Here is a 17,938-nt window from a genome sequence, read left to right on the forward strand (position 1 = left end):
GCAACCGGCTCACGCTGAGCCGGCTGTTTGCGATTACAACCGCTTGACGTTATCGCCGCTGTCGCGGTCAATCAGTTTCACGAAAGGGTCTACCCCTACATACAATGGCTTTTCAGCCACGGTTACGGTAATGGTATTTTCACCGCTGACAATTTTATGTCTGGCTTTGTAAAGCACCTGACTGTCGTCCGTCAATATAGACGGATCACTGTTAAATACGCCCACATCAACCCATTCCTCCAGCGGCTGCTCGGTTTCCATGCCCTGCCCGTCAGCCGCATATTTTGCACCGCTAATGGTAATGGTCACCTCATAGCCTTCTTCCAGCGGAGTCGTTTCGGCGTTATCCACTTTCAGATCGTAAAGCGTGATTTGCTCGAAAATATCCGCAATAAACGCCTGCTCTTCCGGCGTGGCCTGAGCATTAAGCGCAGCCTGCAGATCCAGAGTGGTGGGATAGGGATCTGAGTTAAAACGGAAGTCTGTCATTAGCTGTTCAAGCGCTGCATTCAGCCGTTCCTCACCGAGTCGGTCGAGAATCGACATCATTACAACAGACCCTTTGCGATAATGAATATACTGTTGGTTTTCACTGCGCATAAAGGGCATTTCTTCTAACAGCTCACTGCTGCGACCGCGTAAATAACGATCCAGTTCGTAAGTCAGAAACTTACGGATCATATTCTCACCATAGCGCTTTTGCAGCACCATGATAGCGCTGTACTGAGACAGACTTTCCGACAGGATAGCACTGCCCTGTACATCGGCGGCCCCCAGTTGATGGCCCCACCATTGGTGAGCGACTTCGTGGGCAGTAACATAATAGACGTAATCAATGTCTTCGCTGTTACGCAGGTCAGCGGTAAATCCAATCACCTCTGAATAAGGCACCGTATTGGCAAAACTCTGCGCAAACGAGCGATAGCCCGGAAATTCAATAATGCGCATTTGTTTGTGCTGATAAGGGCCAAACTCGGCGGTGAAATAATCCAGTGAATCTTTCACACTCTGAATCATTAAATCCACGTTCCAGGCATGTTTGGGGTCATAATACACCTCAATGTTCACGCCGTTATGTTCGTCCCGTTTGACCTCATGTCGGGCCGACAAGAAGGAGTAGAACGCCACCATCGGCGCATCCATTTTATAGTGGAAATAACGACGGCCGTTTTCGGTCCACTCATTTTGCAGGTAACCCGGGGCAATGGCGATTTGATCGTCGGACGTTGAAATGGTGGTTTCAAATTCAATGAAACTCACCCCCGGACCAAAGAAGCTTTGCGAATACTTACTGGTATCTTCCAGTTTATTCGCCCGTGGCCGTTCAGGAAGGTCCCGCTTACGACGCTCATGGCGGTCACTGATTACGAAGTCGCCACGAAAACCAAATATCGGGAATAACTCATAGTTGTTAATAAAGGTGCCGTTTTCTGCCACCATCAGGTCGAACCCACGGTCCTTAAAGCCCGAATGGTCGCGTACTACGGAAACACTGCCGGCCAGTTCTTCACCCGGCATCATTGGCTCATCAAACTCCAGCCAGGCTGAGTTGAACTCGTCCATTATTTCCACCACTTTGGCACCGGGAATGTCAATATGCCACTCCGGTGTGTGGCGGGGAATAGACACCAGTGCACGGGTAATTGGCGTGTCACGTTTGTTCTCTACCACCACCTCTGCAGTGGCTTCTATCCGACGCTCTTCCGGGTAGATATCCACCAGCGCATTGGCTTTGGTGACAATAGGAATGTTAGCCTCTTCGTATTGCACAAACTGACGTTCATACTCAGCCTGACGGTCCAGTCCTTCATCCCGGCCGGTAAATTCGTTGAGCACCTTGGTGTTGTAGTGAATGTACCCACCGCTGGCGATAAACACTATCAGACTGGCGGCCAGCAGCCCTTTGCCGGTTTTGCCCATCTGGTAGCCAAGCAGTTTTAAGCGATCTTTAAGCTTACTCTCCGGACCACGCTGCCACAAACCATAACCAATGATAGACAATGCCAGGCTTAGTGCCCCCCAATACAGCATGTACCAGTTAAAGCCGGTTAAAAACCAACCGTAGCGATTGAGATCGGAATACAATACCCGTGGGGCATTACCAAAGGTCCACATATTGTGTTCTACGCCAAGCTGATTCATAACCAGCGTTGAAATCAGATAAGCCGAAGTAATTAACATACCCATGTATTTGTTAGGGCTCAGCACCTGAATAAAGAACGCCAGTACCGTTACCCACATCCATGGTAACAGTTCGATGTAGAATAACTCACTGAGATACAAATCAATTTCAAGGTTGGTATAGCCCTTGGTGAGCTGGAAGAAAATGGTGAACAGCATACCGATAACATACAGAACAGCCAGCACCGCCCACATTGAAAACAGCTTGGAGACCCAGAATACTGCATTGAACACCGGGGTAGACTCGATGATGTCACCCATGCCGCTGCCACGTTCGCGCCAGACAATCTCACCACTGTAGTAAATCACCACAATCATCATGGTAAGACCAAAATTATCCACAATAGCCGTGGTCATATTCTGCGTGAGTGGCCAGTTATCGGTGCCATACAAGCCACCATAAGCCACCGCGTACAACGACGTCAGGTTAAAGATACTGAACAGCACCAGCACAATCATGGCCGGACTGAGTAATACCTGGCGCATTTCAAAGCCAAGATTGGTTACAAACTTGCTCCACTGATAGCCGCCACTCGCCTTATAACTGATACGGTTGCCCTCAGGAGCCGGCAATCTTGAAGCCTTGGATGGCTTAACTTTCTTTGACCCCTGTTGCCACTTAAACGAGAAAATACCGCCAAAGGTGAACAAAATCACAGCGCCAATAGCCAGCCAGATCAGGCGGTTTTGCAGCAATACGCCGTCCAGGCTTATGGCCGTCACGTTTTTATCAAACACCGTCCAGTAACGGCTGATTTCACCAAAAGTCCGCAGTGCAAACGGGTCGAGTAACGCCGCAATCTCACGATATTCCGGCTCACTGGTAATTACGCCACCCACCACATAAACAATAAAAATGCCCAATGCGGTAAGGTAAGCAGCCATCATCGAACGCACGCGCTGAGCAAGAGCGAAGAAGATCATCCCTAACGACAAAAAGCCCGGCACAATGATGTAGAAGAAGGGCGTTAAATAAAAACTTAACTGGGTTGCCCCTATCCGCTCAGGGTCGACCCACGGCATCAGAGAACCAATAAGAATACCAAGCGGCACTGCCGCAAACACCGTCAGAGTCACCAGCGTTGAGCCTAAAAAGCGGCCCAACTGGTATTTCGCCGGGTTCACCGGGCGGGTATACACCAACTCACTCATTTTGGTGGTGTGGTTACGGGTGGCAGTGCCCGCAATAAAATTGACCAGTAAGAACAGGGCAAATACCCCCATGATCAGCACGGTTTGAGCAATCGCATAACTGCCGTTATATAACACATTGCCGCCACCGCCGATGCGAACGCTATCGGTCGTGGTCGCCATAAACGGTAATAAAAAGAATACCAGTGCGGTAACCGTAAACGACGGTTGGCGCAAAAAGTAGCGCCATTCAAACGCCAGGCTTTTCCAAAACATAGTCGTGCTCCTTATGCGGCCTGGGCTGATTTTTTGCGTGACTCGTAAAGCGTTGAAAAGTAAACATCTTCCAGATTCGCTGGCGCCGCCTCAAAGCCCTCAGGGGCGTCATCGGCCATGATATGAACCACATGCTTCCCTGCAATCAGTCGCGAAGAGATAAGACTGTACTGCTGTTCAATTTCTTTTAACTCTTCCTGACTCACCTGCTTACACCAGATACGGCCTTTAAGCTGATAAGTCAGCTCGATGGGATTGCCTTCCAGCAAAATTTTACCCTGACCCAGCACCGCCATATTGGGGCACAGCTCCGATACATCATCAACGATATGAGTGGAGAGGATAATCACTTTCTCTTCTCCCAGACTCACCAGCAGGTTGTGGAATCGGTTACGCTCTTCCGGGTCGAGACCGGCGGTGGGCTCATCAACAATAATTAACTCCGGATCGCCGAGCAGCGCCTGGGCAATACCAAAGCGCTGGCGCATGCCGCCGGAGTAGCCACTCACTGCTTTATCTCTGTGTTGCCAGAGATTGGTGTGCACCAACAAGCCTTCAACCGCTTCTTTCCGCTCAGCTTTATTATTTAACCCTTTAAGGACGGCCAGGTGATCGAGCAGGCGCTCGGCACTGATACGCGGATACACGCCAAAATCCTGCGGTAAGTAGCCCAGGCGTTGGCGCAATTCATTGGGCTGAGCAATGACGTCGGTACCGTCAAAAACAATACTGCCCTGGTCCGGCGTCTGCAGCGTAGCAATGGTACGCATAAGCGAAGATTTACCCGCGCCGTTGGGGCCTAACAGGCCAAACATGCCCTTAGGAATATCGAGATTAATCCCGTCCAGCGCGCGTACGCCATTGGAGTAGGTTTTGGTCAGTTGAGTGATTGATAGCATAGCCGTTCCGTCTGCTTATAGTAGTGTGATTTTCACACTACCGTATTCAGTCGGCAACGTAAGCTCAAAATTTGTAACGATTTATAACACTTTTATTTTTAGCCTTGTCCTGGCCGGGGCTCGCAATCCCTGGGCATATTTTTCGGGCTGGTCAGCGCGGCCTCACTGGAGTGCACCGGTACGTCAACTTTCCCACTGGCAATCACTTCACCGAGTTGCCATAAGCGCCATTCGCCGCGTTCGTAAACGTCCCATTGCTCGTCAGTGGTTAATGGCTCCGTAGCGATAACGCTAACCACATCTTGCGGCGTGGTTTCTGCGGCAAAGTCAATTTCCACTTCCACATCTTTCAGGCATGCCGGCCCGAAGGGAGCACGCCGGGTAATACTGGCCAGCTTGGTGCTGCAGAAAGTAAACAGCCAGTCGCCGTTACTCAGCAAACAATTAAACACTCCCTGGCGGGCATATTCCTGGGCCAGCCCAACAAGCGTTTGAGTGAGTTGCCCGGGCATGGCATCGCGCGGCAATCCCTGGCGCACCTGGTTCATGATATCGCAGAACAGCTCTTCGCTATCGGTATCCCCGATGGCTTCATACATGCCCACCCGGCGGGAGAACCCCGGGATTTGACCATTATGAGCAAACACCCAGTTTCGGCCCCATAACTCGCGTATAAAAGGGTGCGTATTAGCCAGGTTAATATTACCGACGTTTGCCTGACGGATATGGCAGATAGCCGTTTTGCTTTTAATTGGCAGTTTGCCAACAAATTCTGCAATGGGTGAGGTGGCACAAGGTTCAGGATCGTGGAACATTCGTACGCCTTTACCTTCGTAAAACGCTACGCCCCAGCCGTCTTTGTGTGGTCCGGTTCCCCCACCACGCCGGGTTAGCCCGGTAAAACTGAAACACAAGTCAGTAGGCGTATTGGCACTCATGCCGAGCAATTCACACATTGGCACACCTCAAATGAAATAAATAAGCACGAAGAATAATCACTGCCGGCAGGGGATTCAACTTTCTCAGCCAGTAATATAGCTATTCCCCCGGAGCAGCCCACACCAGGCCACCGGAAACCCGCTTAAATACCCGCATAGATATACGCAAAACATTGTTTAATATAAATTTTTAACAAAAATAAACAGAAAGTTTAATTTGACACGTTTTTTCATCAATTTATACTATTTCGGTCTGGATGCCACAGACACAATTGCTGTAAGCTATTAGCCACGCTTCCGGTCAATAAAAATTAAATAGCTCTCTTAATTCAGGCATTCATCATTCATAACAGTAGCTCAGCCGGTATTACAACCAATGGTGCAGCTGCCCGAACTCAGGCGATAATAAAAACAGATGACCTTTCCAGACCTTACCAGAGCTTTTGAATTGTCTTCCAGATTACTGGAGGCCAAAACATTTCACGATCTCAATGTAGTGTTAATGAAAACACTGCTGGAGATCGATACCATCGAAAAGGTCTCGTCCTACGAAATTCTGGGCAGAAATTATCGTGATGAAAGAACCCCTGAGCCGCTGATTCGTAAGTTTCCACTCTCACTTGCTGAAGACTTTAAGGATGAATTCACCCATATCGTCCGCGATATAAGTCTGCACGGTGAAACCGGCGTGTCTTTTCTTACCTGCGACAGGCAGGAATACATTTATATTTACGTGAACCGCGGAGAACCCCCTGAGAAACTGGTGCTCATTAAGGGTGTTGTGGATGAATACAATCTGGAAGTGGTGCGTGGTCTGGCAAAGATTTATGACCACCAAATCCGCCTGTTCGATACCAAAGAACGCGACATTCTTACTCGCCTGAACAATCGTCAGACCCTCAGCAGCACCTTCGAGCAGGTCCTCGATTTCTATCGTAACAACTCGACTAACGAGTTGACCTCTTACATCGCGTTGCTCGATATTGACCATTTCAAAACGATTAACGACAAGTTTGGTCATTTGTATGGCGATGAAGTATTGATTCATTTTGCCAATATCATGCGCACCACCTTCCGCCATTCCGACTTCTTATTCCGGTACGGCGGAGAAGAGTTTTTAGTCATCATCAACCAAACCGATGAAAATGGCGCGCTGGCAGTACTGGAACGCTTCCGCCTTGCAGTAGAGGCCTATGAATTTCCCTCGGGCAACGTTACGGTCAGTATTGGTTGTACGCCAGTCAATACCCAACAGGCCGTACCGCTGATGATAGAAGTGGCTGACGAAGCGCTTTACCTGTCAAAATCCAATGGTCGTAATCAGACCAACATTCTTGAAACGTCAGCCAAACAGTTTATCGATAACGATATCGAATTTTTTTGAGTCTTGCGGTGAACTCTTGTTCACCAGAGTTGGTCTCAAACACGTTAAACGGAAAGTGACTTTCGGCACTGTTACCCATTCCAGGGTAGACGGTATCCTGAGTCCATTATATAACACAGGGAATATCAGTGATGTCACGTAAACTCACCTTTTTACTGCTGTCAGGCAGCATTTTTACCACGCCATTCACGCTTGCCAATACGCCCCCCAACCAGGTGGATAAACTATTAGAGCAAGCTCAAACTTTGCTTGGCGATGATCCGGACGAAGCCGAGGAAAAAATTGAAGCAGCCCTGGAACTGGCGCCTAAACGCGCCGATGTACATTTTTTATGTGGCCAGGTAATGGGTATTCAGGCCAGCCAGTCTATTTTCTCTGCACTAAGCTATGCAGGAAAATCCCTCGACTGCTTTAAACAGGCGGCAACCCTCGAGCCCGCAAACACCGAGTATAAATACGGACTGATGATGTTTTACCTTGGCGCACCGGGTATTGCCGGTGGCGATACGGAGCTTGCCTGGCAACAAGTTCAGGACATCGCAGCACTCGATGAACAGGCGGGTCTGCGCGCTAAACTCAACTACTATCGTCAGACCGATAAAGAGAAGGCTTACGCCGAAACAATGGCCCAGGCTCTCGCCAGCTACCCTGATCACGCCGAATTCTATTATCAGCATGGGCTTACATTGCAGCAACAGGAGCAATACGAAGCGGCTCTGGCAGCCTTCCAGCAAGCGACCAACGCCACCATTGATGACGAGGAAGCGCACTTCAGGCTCAGCGCACTGTATCAGATAGGCCGCAATGCGGTCTTCAGTAAGCAGGCTGTGAAGGAAGGCATTGATGCACTCCTTGCCTATATTCAGGCTATCCCACCCGACGCCAGCTTACCGTCTGCGCAATGGGCACACTTTCGTCTGGCACAGCTTTACCGGTTAACCAGTGCAACCGATGCGGTAAAACAGCACCTTAAGCTCGCGGCAAACACTGACGATAAGCAATTACAGGACAATATCGACGACTTTTAGGTGTCCAGGCTTATGCTGAGTGCCGCGAATGCCGGTTAACGCTAAGCAATGCAAAGCCTGCAATAACCGCAACGTTTTAAGGTCCATTGAGTACTTTAACTCTCTGGACTTTTGCTATGACTACAAACCTTCAGCGCCGCCGAATGCTGGTAAAATCAGCGGCGGGCATCACCATTCTGGCGCCAACTTTTTTCTTTATGGGCTGCAACAGTAGCAGCACCTCGCCTTCTGCCGACTCAACGACAACCGAATCCTCCTCCGGTAGCAATACCGGTGGATCTTCAAGCAGTGGTGGCAGCGTTGAAACCACAACAGACTGGGCATCCGGCGGAACGGTTTCGATAACGGAATCATTCCCTGATGACAGCTTGTTCGATGCCGGAAGCAGCTGCTCGGTGGAGCTCACAGAGTCACTAACGGAAGGCCCCTGCTATTTCGACAGTGATTATCGTGATGATATTTCGGAACAACAAACCGGGCTGCCAATGATGCTGTGCCTGCAACTGGTTGATAGCGACGGCTCCCCGTTATCAGGTTATGAAATCGAGGTATGGCACTGTGATGTTGAAGGGATCTATTCAGGTGATAGCAGCGACAGTGTCGACGGCAATGGCTTTAATTCTTCTTTCTGTACCGGTAACGACAGCGCCGCTCTGGCTGCAAAATGGTTTCGCGGTATTGCCGTCACCGACGCCAGCGGCAGAGTGAATTTCTACAGCTGTTTCCCGGGCTGGTACAGCAGCCGGGCTATTCATATTCATTTCAGAGTTAGGAGCAACAATAGCGACCAGCTTATCTCTCAGTTTGGTTTTGATGACGATTTCGTTGATGCGATTTGTTCAACGCACCCCGACTACCTGGGTAGAGGCGAGCCCGACACCCACAACAGCCGCGATACGGTTTTCGACGGAGATGACGATGAACTTTTCAATTTTGCGCAGAATACCGATGGCTCTTTACTGGCCTGGAAACGCATTATCATTTCCTGATCCCGTATTCACAGATTGGCAACCGGGGTATCCTTAGCGGGTACCCGACGGTTGCTGTTTAGCAATATATAAAGGCCGTTGGCAATCAGACACTCCATCAGATACACCGGCCCCCCCTGACTGACCAGGCCGGTATTAGCGGCTAACAGCGGGCCCGCTACCGAACCAATGCTATAACTCAACAGCATAAATTCGGTAGCAGCGACAATTTTAGTGACCGGCAAACCATCACAAGCCAGCTCAATAGCCACCGGATACAGGGCAAAGGTGCACGCTCCCAGTAACAAATAGCAGCCCATGATGATTGATAACTCTGCGGCCCAGGCAAGGCGCCATCGATACCTAACGGCTTGATAGCAAGTTGACCCACCGCCGTGCCGCCATACAGTGAAGTCATATACAGCCCCAGGCGTTTAGCTCTGGCTTTAGCGGTATCTGTCATCAGTAACCAGGACTCCACCACCGCAAATACGCCGGCTACGGCAATCCCTGCAACCAGACGCGCTGCCAGCCACACAGCTTCGCCAGGCCAGACTACCTGGACTGCAACCGTTAGTGTGAGTCACAGAAGAAATGCAATAAAGGCAGTCCGGTGGCCATTTACCGCCACAATTCGCTGAATGGTAAAAGCGCCAATCAGCAAGCCCAGATAAAAGATAGAAGCCAGCCAGGGGGCCTGTGTTGAAGGTAAACCATTCGCTTTTAACGAAAGCGGGATCAGGCTCATTAAAAAACCGGAGGCCACCGCAAAGAAAGACAACCCTAAGACAGGCACAAGAGGGCTGCCGGATTTATTGCAAGGTGCAACATCGACCATCTTCGAATCCATAAGAAAACGCGCTACCTGAGAATAAGAATGAGGCGGCAGAAACTACAGGGGTGAAATTGCCGGCGAATTTATGCCTGTTTCTGCCGCAAGTAAAGTAAAATCATTATCTGGATACAATACAAAAACTAAACCAAAACCACAGCCAGCCAGCCAGCCAGCCAGCCAGCCAGAACATTATAGTAACCGGCTGACAGGTACCAGCGATGGAGGAAACGTGTTTCCCTTGCAGCTTGTTGAAAGTACCCTCATCATAGACGCTACCAAACAAAAATGCCGTACACCCCCTAAGTAACGGAAGATAAATGATAACCATCAAGGATATTGCCGAAGCGGCAAACGTTTCCCCTGCTACTGTTTCACGAGTGATTAATAATGGCCCGAAGGTTGGCCCGAAAACTCGCGAGCACGTTAAAGCGGTAATGGACAAAATGGGCTATCGGCCCAACATTAACGCACGGGCGCTGGTCACACAAAAAAGTACATCCCTAGGACTGGTGCTGGCAGAGCTAATGGACCCGTTTTTTGCTACCTATGCAGATGCCATCGAAAAAGTCGCACGTAAAGCCAACACCCAACTGTTGATGAGCTCTGGCTCCGTGCAGGCTGATACCGAATTGAAAGCTATCGAAACCCTGCTTAATCATCGGGTTAAAGCCATGGTGGTTCACGCCAAATTTCTTGATGACGACACCCTGATTCAGCTGGCCCGACAGGCCCCCGGCTTTGTGCTTATCAACCGCTATATTGACGCTATCAAACATCGTTGTGTATGGCTGGATAATGTTGCCGGCGGGCGGATGATGGCCGAACATGTGCTCAAACTCGGTCACCGCAAGATTGCGGTTATCAGCAGCGATTTCGCTATTGAAGACCGCCTCCAACGCGAACTGGGGATCAGGGAGTCCCTCGCTGAGTGGGGCATTGACTTATGCGACTCGCAGATAGTCCACGCAGCTCCCAACCAGGAAGGCGGTGAAATCGCCATGCGCCAATTGCTTGCGGCCGGCGCTAGCTTTACCGCGATTCTGGCCTACAACGACGCCATGGCAGCTGGCGCCATTAATACGTTATATGACCACAACCTCGAGGTGCCTAGGGACGTTTCCGTGATGGGCTTCGATGATGTCTTGCAGGCGCAGTTTTGTCGTCCTAAATTAACTACTATGAACTATCCTATTGAATGGATGGCTTCCCGGGCAGCCAGCCTGGCATTGGACTACGCTCAGGGTAAACAGCCTGATGCGGACGTTACCTATAAGTACCTGCCCACCATTGTACCCAGAAACTCCGTTGCCAGATGCATCGGATAGCGCCTGCTTTTTATTAGAGGCGAAAACTGCAAGTGCCGCCTCTAATCAATCTAATGGTCTTTCTTGTCAACCGTCTTTGTAGTGATAGCTGTAGCCATTCAGTGCCGGTGCACCGCCAAGGTGGGCGTAAAGCACTTTAGAGCCTTCCGGGAAGAAGCCTTTTTTCGTCAGGTCGATAAGGCCCTGCATAGACTTCCCTTCATACACAGGGTCGGTGATCATCGCTTCGGTCTTCGCTGCCAGTCGAATGGCTTCGTTGGTTTCCTCAGAGGGCACGCCGTAGGCCGGATAGGCATAATCCGGATTGATGACAATTTCATCTTCCCGTACCTCACGGCCTAAACCTACCAACTCTGCCGTGTTATTAACAATACTGGTGACCTGCTCACGGGTTTGTTCAACAGTACCCGACGCATCAATGCCAATCACGGTATCTGCACGGTCATGATTGGCAAAACCTACAATCATACCGCCCTGAGTGGAGCCGGTTACAACGCACACCACGATATAGTCAAACTTAAACCCCAGTTCTTTTTCCTGAGCGATTACTTCTTCGGCAAAACCAATGTAACCCAGCGCGCCGTATTTATGTACCGAAGCGCCTGCCGGGATTGCATAAGGCTTACCGCCAGCGTCTTCTACCGACTGAATGGCTTTCTGCCAGCTGTCTCGTATGCCAATATCAAAGCCGTCATCTACCATGCGGCTGTCGGCGCCCATTAAGCGGGTCAGCTGGATATTACCGACACGGTCGTAAACCGCGTCATAGTGTGGCACCCATTTTTCCTGTACCACCACACACTTCATGCCAATTTTCGCTGCCGTCGCGGCAACCATGCGGGTATGATTAGACTGTACTCCGCCAATTGAAACCAGTGTATCTGCGCCACTGGCCAGGGCATCCGGCACTATGTATTCGAGCTTTCTGAGTTTGTTACCGCCCAGTGCTAAACCGGAGTTACAATCCTCGCGCTTGGCATAGATATCAACCTTACCGCCAAGCGCATCACTCAGACGTGGCAAATACTCGATTGGTGTTACCCCAAAAGTAAGCGGGTAACGCTCAAAGTTACTGATCAATGACTTCATGAACCTGTTTCCCAAAAAAATGACTGATGCTCACTGTGCTGCCAGCGCCGGCATGTAAGGGCCTTCCTGCTTTTAGTAACATTTATCAGACCTGATGCCTGTTGTGCGTTATACTGCACACCGATAACTCACCATACCACTGTGCGCTATAGCGCACAAACAATTATTTCGTTATGGCAGAACAAGAATTCAAACAACATATCGCACAGCACCTAAAAGCATTACGTAAAGCCCAGGGCCTGAGTCTGGACTCGGTAGCCAGGTTAACCGGGGTTTCCAAGGCTATGCTGGGACAGATTGAACGGCAGGAGTCGAGTCCGACAATTTCGACCTTGTGGAAAATTGCCAGTGGTTTAAATGCTTCCTTCTCTGCCTTCTTTGCCACCAGCTCAGACGAACGAGCCAGTGACGAAAACTTTCCGGAAGATCCGAACATGAAGGTTAAAGCCATTTTTCCATATCGTGATGACACAAGAATGGAAGTGATGGAAGTCAGCCTGCTTAATTTTCATGAACAACAATCCGATCCTCACGCGACCGGTGTAATTGAACATGTGCATGTGTTAAATGGTGCGCTGTTGGTGTATTTTGATAATGCCTGGCATGAGCTTCAGGCCGGACAAAGCCTGCGATTCTTCGCTGACCAGCCGCATACCTACAAAGCCCGCTCTGAATACACCGTTTTTCACAATATTATTTGCTACTGACGGGAGTAGCCAGCCATGTCAACTGTTACTATCTTTGATAGAGGCAGCTTTTGTAGCTACTTTTTCCTGTTGCGGCGCGCCTTGCGTAACTGATACTGCAGTTGCAATTCGCCCATGACTTTTTGGTGTAACTCGTAATAGCTTTTTTCCAGGCCACCTATGCGGGTATTTAGCTCTGCCATATCGGTGTAATCGAGTTTGGTCATTACGTCCTGACACACGTTATTAATGATGCCTATCTGACGGGGTGAAAATGCAGCTTTCCACTTGGATAAGCTCGACTTTTCAATAGGTTTTTGGGTATTCATATTGGAACGGTTCTGACCAAACTCCAACGGCCTTTTATAATACTCAAGCATGTCGTGTTCGAAGTCTACGTCCAGGAATTCGCAGATTCTGGTTAATGCCTGTTGATTATTCTCTATCAGATTTTCATAGGTAAACCATATACAACGATGCTGATGCGTCCGGCAAAAATCCAGTTGCGTGGTAACCTCGTCATGCCAGCGTAAAGCGCCGGTGTAAGGCGTAGTACCCAACCCCCAGGCATTATCAATATAAGAGGCTACAACAGCTCGCGGATCTCGAATTATCACGATAAATTTGCTGCCCGGATAATGCTCGGCCAATTCATCCAGGTGGGGCGTTAACATAGGGTCTTTCCAGCCCCAGAGAATACCTTCCGACTCCAACGAATTAACATCAATAGAGTACCGATCCCGCAGCCGTCCGGTTATTCTGCCGTGCAAAACTTCAGTAGTGTAAGGTTTATCAAAAACACCGTAGGTACCCATTTCATTTTGAATAAATAAGCCTGGATGTGCCGACAACATTCTGGTTAAAAGCGTAGTACCGGAGCGCTGCGTTCCAATAATGAAAATGGGTTGCTGCATTGATAAAAAACTCAAATTAAGAAGTGGTTATATCTTGCTTTAAGATACAGGGGGCTGCAAGTAACATATATACTTTCATAGCAAACCTGTATAAATTTCAACCTTCCAGTAACGAAAAACTAATTACAGTACCATTAACACAGCGCTAATGATGATACCTGTAATGAGAAGCTGAACAAGACAAAACCCCATTATATCTCTAGCCTTTAAGCCAGCAATTGCCAGTACCGGAAGCGCCCAGAATGGCTGGATTAGGTTTGTCCACGCATCACCCCATGCCACCGCCACGGATACCTTACTAACATCTGCACCAAGTTCGAGTGCTGCGGGCAAAACAACGGGGGCTTGCACAGCCCATTGACCGCCACCAGATGGAATAAGCATATTTACGATACCTGCACTTAGAAAACTGTAAAGCGCCAGCGTATCAGCTGTGGCGGCACTAATTAGCCATTGAGATAGTTCCCTGGCAAGACCCGACTGAACCATTATCGCCATAATCCCTGCGTAGAAAGGAAACTGTAGCACAATCCCACTGGCTCCCTGAATCGCTTGCTGCATGCTATGCAATAAACGCTCAGGCGTACCATGTAAAATAATAGCAAGGAACAGAAATACAAAATTAATGATATTAAGGTTTAGCGTGCCACCTTTGCTGAAATGCAGACAAAGATAAGCAACCCCGGCCAGTCCCGCCAATAGGGCAAGAATGGTGTTACGTTCAAGTTTTTCTGCCGGGCTTATATACCCGGATGGAGTTGGTGGTTCAGGCTCTTTCAAATGCTTCGGGTTAACATAGACCCGTTCAGCTTCCGGCGGCATCATTGCCCTGTTTACGACTGGCATAATCACAAAAAGGATCGCCAGAAGTGTCATATTCAACGGCGAGAACAAGGTATCGCTGGTGTTGACAACACCAATCAAATCTTCCGCAAAATGACCAGGAGTAGCAATAGTCAGGGGAACAGACCCTGCCAGTCCACCATGCCACACAACAAAACCAGAGTAAGCACTGGCCACGAGTAAGCGATAGTCCACTTCAATTCGCCGGGCTATGGCTTTAGCAAATAATGCTCCTACAACCAATCCGAAGCCCCAATTAAGCCAGCTTGCTAACATAGATACCAGTGTAACAAGGACAAGAGCTTTACCGGGCGAAGCCGCTAAACGAGCAATAGTATTCAATGCGTTCTTCATGATTACAGTGCTGGCCAACATATGACCTGACACCAGAACCAATAACATTTGCATAGAGAATGTGAGCAGACTCCAAAAGCCTCCCCCCCAATACTCCAATACCTGGGTCACTGGTTGTTGTTGCATAATCACAGCAGCGCCCATAACCACAAGGGTTAACGCTAAAACAAAAACAAAGGGATCAGGAAGGTATTTTTCAACCAAATTGACAAAAGGTTTCGCGGCAGCGGCAAGCATTGTTAATTTCCTTATAGCCCTGTTTCTATGTTTTCACTTGTCTATTACTGTAGCGTCAGATTAAGCAACGGACCACTGCTGTTTGCCTTTCAGGCATCTAGCACCAATAATCACTGGCTTCCAGCCCGTTCACGTGACAAATTCCAACTAGTCGTTTTCGGCCTGCCAGGCCAGAATAGCTTCTTCTGCGGCGCGAAAGGCCTCAATCCCGGCTGGCATACCGCAATACACGGCAGAATGCAGCAGGACTTCCTGAATTTCCGCCACGCTACAACCGTTGCGCAAAGCGCCTCTTACGTGGCCTTTAAGCTCGGTAGAGGCTTTCAGCGCAGCCAGGGTGGCAATAGTCACCAGACTGCGGGTTTGCTTGCTAATACCGTCGCGAACCCAGGTTTCGCCCCAGGCGTTACGGATCACCATATCCTGCAGCGGCTGGCTGAATTCGGAGGCGTTATTCATGGCCCGGTTAACATGGGCATCGCCCATTACCTCACGGCGTATTTTCAGCCCCTGCTGATAGGTTTCATTGTCTTTGCTCATATTGCCTCCTGCTTGATGGGTTGTGGCTCAGGTTGATTCACAGCATACAATAAACCAAAGCGATGGTTGCCCTGTATAGCACGTTGGTACAATATGCCTCCGGTTAGCAATAGGGCAAGAAACTCAGCCGCTGGCGCGGCATACCAGATCCCCCATTCTCCCCACATTAACGGCAATACAAAAATTAAAGGCAGGGCAAACAGATAGGTTTTGGCAATACTTAATATGCCCGCCCGTCTGGCGTCACCGATACTCTGAAAATAAAAGCTGATCAGCATTACCGGGCCCAGTAGGAATAGCGCTAGGCTTACCACCGGTAGCAATCTGGCAATTTCACTGGTTACCGCCGGGTCGTCAACAAATAGCAGACCAATATCGGCGCGCAGCCACCATAACAACGCTTCGGTTACCACACCGTAAAGCAGGGCAACGCCCACGGCAATACACAAGCTGCGATTAGACCGCTGATACTGTTCTGCACCAACGTTGTTGCCCACAATACTTTGCATGGCCAGGCCCAGCCCCAGTAATGGCAAATAAATAAAGGTCATTACCCGGGTGATCACTCCGTAGGCGCTAACTGTGACTTCGTAGCTGCCGGGCTGCCATTGCTGCAAACTAAACAGAATCGCCCCCGACGTAAATGCCACCCCCACATAGGTCAGGCTCGATGGTGCGCCCAGTGACAAAAACTCGCGCCATCGGCTACGTACCATTGTTAAAGCAAAAAGAGGTAGCCCGAGACGATTTTTGTGGCTGCGACGAAAACCCCACACCGCACACAGAGCTATGATTTGGGCGGCAATGGTGCCATAGGAGGAACCCGCCACGCCCAGTTCCAGCAGCACGATAAAGACGTAATTCATAACGCCGTTACCTACGGTGGTTAACAACGAAACCAGCGCAATAAAACCAATATGTCCCTCACTACGCAGACTGTCTGAGGCGACTCCCAGCCAGAATATCAGCGGTGCTCCGAACATGATGATACTCATGTAGGTAAAACTCATTGCTGCCTGCGCCTGATTACCATTGTTACTGGCGAGCGCCAGTGCCTGACCGCTCAGACTGAATACCGTCAGCAGGATAACGCTGATAACCAACGTCAGGGTAAGTGCCTGAGCATAAGCGTTGCGCGCTTCATCATGTTTGCCTGCACCGCTAAGACGCGCCATTACACTGGCAAAACCGCTGGCAATCCAGGTCGACAATGCAATCAGCACCATAAACACTGGAAACATTGCGGTCACCGCTGCCAACGCATCAGCTCCCACAAAGACACCGATAAAATAGGCATCCACTAGATTCAGCGAACCACTCACTACCATCATCAGAATAATCGGCAGCGCGGTTTTCAAAAACACCCGCGTTAACGGCGGGCTAACGTAGGGGTTGTGGCTAGCTTGTTCCGTCATGGGAGTCATTTCCTATGCTAAGCAAGCGGTTAAATTTGTCCTGATATATTGCCTGCAGTGCCCCGGACCAATTACCTATCGCCTGCGAAAAAGCCGCTTCGTCGAGGCGATATAGTGCCCGGGAGGCCGCTTCAAAGCCGGCTTCATCCTCAAATACACGCATCATGCTGTACAGCTGATCCTGCTTAATGCGTCGTTCCTGCGCCGGTGTCATGCTACTCATGGCCGAATCAATCAGGCGGCGCAACGTCGTAGAGGCGCCCCCTCGTTGTACCGACAACCACTCCCAGTGCTCAGGGAGTAAGGTGATTTCTTTTGAGATCACGCCAAGCTTAGGACGGCCGCGTTTTTTTGCAGGCGGCACCAGTGCAGCAGGCAGGCGCTTAATTACCTCTTCGGCATCGCCGCGCCAGTCGATGTCCACACGCTTACCATTGTCTAGTTTGTATAAATAAGATTCGGCTTCGGGGAACTGCCTTAGTGCTTCGCGAATAACCGTTTGCAACTCACCCTGAGCGATCAGCGATTTATTGTGTATCGCGATATAGGTGCTACTCATGATTTTTATTTCCTGATTAATTTTACCGGGGTAAAAATAGCAAACGCACAAATTAAAATCAATATTACCAGGGTAAAATTAGGGTGAAATCTGGCTAAAAAATATATGAGGCGCAAAAATAAAGGGGTCAGAGTCTGAGGTATCCCCACGAATAATATAGCAATATCAGTGAGATAAAATAGAAGTAAACATTCATGATGTTTGGTGATCAGATCAATCGCCAAACATCACTGAGACCAAACCACCATGAATGCCCTATCTATTGTGAACAATAGTCGTATCGCTTGTCAGCTATAAAGTACACAAAGCGCGACTGAACGCGGTAACGGCGTGCGT

The 17,938-nt window shown here is 49.5% G+C and carries 14 protein-coding genes and 1 pseudogene; 5 read left to right on the plus strand and 10 right to left on the minus strand.

The genetic code is table 11. The annotated features are described in order from the left end of the window. Positions 1 to 33: 33 nt before the first annotated feature. The 3 genes from AC27IB_RS21715 to AC27IB_RS21725 all read right to left on the minus strand — a co-directional run bounded on the left by AC27IB_RS21715 (position 34) and on the right by AC27IB_RS21725 (position 5,443). Complete coding sequence (locus tag AC27IB_RS21715) at positions 34 to 3,588, minus strand: ABC transporter permease/M1 family aminopeptidase (protein WP_487123617.1); 3,555 nt, start codon at positions 3,586 to 3,588, stop codon at positions 34 to 36. 11 nt (positions 3,589 to 3,599) lie between these two features. Next, entirely contained in the window at positions 3,600 to 4,487 is an 888-nt protein-coding gene (locus AC27IB_RS21720; protein ID WP_296047164.1) for an ABC transporter ATP-binding protein, read from the minus strand. Positions 4,488 to 4,585: 98 nt separating this feature from the next. Next, positions 4,586 to 5,443, minus strand: coding sequence for a class II glutamine amidotransferase (locus tag AC27IB_RS21725; protein WP_296047167.1), 858 nt, complete (start codon positions 5,441 to 5,443; stop codon positions 4,586 to 4,588). Positions 5,444 to 5,840: 397 nt separating this feature from the next. Between AC27IB_RS21725 and AC27IB_RS21730 the strand changes: the two genes are divergently transcribed. The 3 genes from AC27IB_RS21730 to AC27IB_RS21740 all read left to right on the plus strand — a co-directional run bounded on the left by AC27IB_RS21730 (position 5,841) and on the right by AC27IB_RS21740 (position 8,826). Further along, the gene (locus AC27IB_RS21730) at positions 5,841 to 6,809 is read left to right on the plus strand and encodes a GGDEF domain-containing protein (protein ID WP_296047170.1); all 969 of its coding nucleotides are present in this window, start codon (positions 5,841 to 5,843) and stop codon (positions 6,807 to 6,809) included. 131 nt (positions 6,810 to 6,940) lie between these two features. Next, positions 6,941 to 7,837, plus strand: coding sequence for a hypothetical protein (locus tag AC27IB_RS21735; RefSeq protein ID WP_487123620.1), 897 nt, complete (start codon positions 6,941 to 6,943; stop codon positions 7,835 to 7,837). Positions 7,838 to 7,953: 116 nt separating this feature from the next. Further along, positions 7,954 to 8,826: a dioxygenase family protein gene (locus tag AC27IB_RS21740; RefSeq protein WP_296047176.1), complete on the plus strand. Its 873-nt coding sequence runs from the start codon at positions 7,954 to 7,956 to the stop codon at positions 8,824 to 8,826. Positions 8,827 to 8,834: 8 nt separating this feature from the next. Here AC27IB_RS21740 and AC27IB_RS21745 read toward each other — a convergent pair. Next, positions 8,835 to 9,643, minus strand: a pseudogene (locus tag AC27IB_RS21745) (MFS transporter). Between the two features lie 314 nt (positions 9,644 to 9,957). Between AC27IB_RS21745 and AC27IB_RS21750 the strand changes: the two are divergent. Next, positions 9,958 to 10,965: a LacI family DNA-binding transcriptional regulator gene (locus tag AC27IB_RS21750; RefSeq protein WP_296047181.1), complete on the plus strand. Its 1,008-nt coding sequence runs from the start codon at positions 9,958 to 9,960 to the stop codon at positions 10,963 to 10,965. Positions 10,966 to 11,031: 66 nt separating this feature from the next. Here AC27IB_RS21750 and AC27IB_RS21755 read toward each other — a convergent pair whose 3' ends face one another. Continuing rightward, positions 11,032 to 12,054, minus strand: coding sequence for a 1-aminocyclopropane-1-carboxylate deaminase (locus tag AC27IB_RS21755; RefSeq protein WP_296047185.1), 1,023 nt, complete (start codon positions 12,052 to 12,054; stop codon positions 11,032 to 11,034). A 173-nt stretch (positions 12,055 to 12,227) separates the two neighbouring features. Between AC27IB_RS21755 and AC27IB_RS21760 the strand changes: the two genes are divergently transcribed. Then, complete coding sequence (locus tag AC27IB_RS21760) at positions 12,228 to 12,761, plus strand: helix-turn-helix domain-containing protein (protein WP_296047187.1); 534 nt, start codon at positions 12,228 to 12,230, stop codon at positions 12,759 to 12,761. A gap of 56 nt (positions 12,762 to 12,817) precedes the next feature. On the opposite strand, the gene AC27IB_RS21765 is transcribed toward AC27IB_RS21760, so the two are convergent. The 5 genes from AC27IB_RS21765 to AC27IB_RS21785 all read right to left on the minus strand — a co-directional run bounded on the left by AC27IB_RS21765 (position 12,818) and on the right by AC27IB_RS21785 (position 17,602). Continuing rightward, positions 12,818 to 13,654: a sulfotransferase family protein gene (locus AC27IB_RS21765; RefSeq protein ID WP_487123623.1), complete on the minus strand. Its 837-nt coding sequence runs from the start codon at positions 13,652 to 13,654 to the stop codon at positions 12,818 to 12,820. 123 nt (positions 13,655 to 13,777) lie between these two features. Continuing rightward, positions 13,778 to 15,088, minus strand: a complete 1,311-nt coding sequence (locus tag AC27IB_RS21770) for a short-chain fatty acid transporter (protein WP_296047193.1) — start codon at positions 15,086 to 15,088, stop codon at positions 13,778 to 13,780. A gap of 147 nt (positions 15,089 to 15,235) precedes the next feature. After that, complete coding sequence (locus tag AC27IB_RS21775; protein WP_296047196.1) at positions 15,236 to 15,628, minus strand: carboxymuconolactone decarboxylase family protein; 393 nt, start codon at positions 15,626 to 15,628, stop codon at positions 15,236 to 15,238. Beyond that, positions 15,625 to 17,043, minus strand: a complete 1,419-nt coding sequence (locus tag AC27IB_RS21780; RefSeq protein WP_296047198.1) for an MATE family efflux transporter — start codon at positions 17,041 to 17,043, stop codon at positions 15,625 to 15,627. Before AC27IB_RS21780 ends, AC27IB_RS21775 begins: the two co-directional genes overlap by 4 nt. Then, positions 17,027 to 17,602, minus strand: a complete 576-nt coding sequence (locus tag AC27IB_RS21785) for a DUF2239 family protein (protein WP_296047202.1) — start codon at positions 17,600 to 17,602, stop codon at positions 17,027 to 17,029. The genes AC27IB_RS21780 and AC27IB_RS21785 overlap by 17 nt, the downstream gene beginning before the upstream one ends. Positions 17,603 to 17,938: the final 336 nt, after the last annotated feature.

The organism is Alteromonas sp. 4NH20-0104, from assembly GCF_057547795.1.